The organism is Streptomyces sp. MBT53 (assembly GCF_016654115.1).
GTDB lineage: Bacteria > Actinomycetota > Actinomycetes > Streptomycetales > Streptomycetaceae > Streptomyces.
Map to the genome: position 1 here is coordinate 1 of NZ_JAEQAZ010000473.1, position 1,733 is coordinate 1,733.

The window sequence follows — 1,733 nt, forward strand, 5'->3', positions numbered from 1 at the left end:
TCCCGGTGCACGACGCCCGCCGCGTGCGCCGCCGCGAGTCCGTCCGCGATGTCGGCGACGATCGCGACCGCGGCTTCAGGGGCGAGGCGCCGTTCCCGGTCCAGGCGGGTGCGCAGATCCGTCCCCCTGACCAGGTCCATGACGAGGGCGAGGTCGTTGCCGTCGACGACCAGGTCCCGTACGGACACGATGTTCGGGTGCTCCAGGCCGAGCAGGGCCGTGCGCTCCTGCACGAAGCGGCCGACGAGTTCCTGGTCGGACGCGAGGTCCTCGCGCAGCAGCTTGACGGCGACGGGCCCCTCGGGACCCTCGCCGAGCCACACCGTGCCGGCGCTGCCCCGCCCCAGGATCTGGTTGGCGGTGTACCGGCTGCCGATCTTCCGTGCCAAGACTGCTCCATCCAGACGCGTGTTGTCGTTAAAACTACGCGTCGGATGAGCCAACCTTCACCGCCGAGGCGGAAATCACCCACTGGGTGTCGACAAATCACCAACACAGCGCCGGACTTGGGGCTTTACGGCCGTCAGCCGGCGGTCAGTTGCCCCCGGCGGAACTCAGATCCTTGACCCAGCCGCTCACCTGTCCGGCGACGTGGCTGATCTCCCGCCAGTAGCTCCTGCCCGTGCCGATCCAGTCCTGCAGCGGGGTCAGCTCCCAGACCAGCCAGCCCGCGACGAACAGCAGGATGATCGTGAAGAGGCAGCCCTTCAGGCAGCCGAGGCCGGGGATCTTCATCGGGTTGGAGCTGCGCTGCCGCGGCTGCCGGGGCTCGCGCGCCGGTTCCTGGGGCCGCTGCTGCGGCTGCTGCTGCCTCGGCGGGGCGTACTGCTGCGGCTGTTGCTGCTGCGGATAGCCGTAGCCCTGCTGCGGTTGCTGGGGCTGGCGTTGCGAGGGCCGCTGCTGCGGGCGCTGCTGGGCGGCCTGGCGGGGCTGCTGCGGCGGCTGCTGGGCGCGGGAGACCTGGCGCTGGGGGCGGCGGCGCAGCGGGTCCTCGCCCGGGTCGAGGTAGGGCTGGAACTGGGTCTGTTCGTTGCGGTCGCGGGCGGCGCGCAGCTGGTTCTGCCAGGGGTGCGGCTGCTCGGGGCCGGGGCCGGACGGGTTCTGCTGGCCCTGCCCGCCCTGCTGGCCGTACGGGTTCTGCGGCATGACCGTGGTCGGGTCGGCCGCGCCCCGGCTCGGCAGCACGGTGGTCGGGTCGGCGGCGCCCAGCGGGCCGCCGGTGTGCGGGAGGACGCTGGTCGCCGCGTTCGGGTCGAAGCCGCCCGCGCCGTGCGAGAGGACCTGCGTCGGGTCGGCGGCGCCGGGCACGCCCGGTACGGCGGCGGGCGCGGGGTCCGGGGCCAGCAGCCTGCCGACGTTCTCGGCGGCGGCGATCTGCGCGGAGTTGGCGTGCACGCCGATGCCCTCGGCGACGACGCGCAGGCCGCGGGCGAGGTTCTCGGCGCTGGGCCGTTCGTCCGGGTTCTTGCGCAGGCAGCGCTCGATGACCGTCCACAGCGGGTCGGGGACGGTCGAGGGGCGGCGCGGTTCGGCGCTGAGGTGCTGGTGCAGGACTTCGAGGGCGGAGCCGCCGGAGAACGGCGGGTGGCCGGTGACCAGCTCGTACATCAGGATGCCGGCGCCGTAGATGTCCACGGCGGAGGTCTGCGGGCGGCCCTCGGCGGACTCCGGCGCGATGTACGCGGGCGTGCCGACGAACTCGTGGGTGCGGGTCAGGCCCGGGGAGTCGGCGA

At 73.5% G+C, this 1,733-nt stretch carries 2 protein-coding genes; both read right to left on the reverse strand.

What is annotated here, in order from left to right; all coding sequences use genetic code 11:
• The coding region (locus JHN45_RS52310) for a protein kinase (protein WP_201056557.1) at nucleotides 1-389 on the reverse strand (389 nt) is incomplete at its 3' end.
• Between the two features lie 145 nt (nucleotides 390-534).
• Nucleotides 535-1,733, reverse strand: a 1,199-nt coding sequence (locus tag JHN45_RS52315; RefSeq protein WP_201056559.1) for a serine/threonine-protein kinase, incomplete at its 5' end; no start/stop codon positions are given.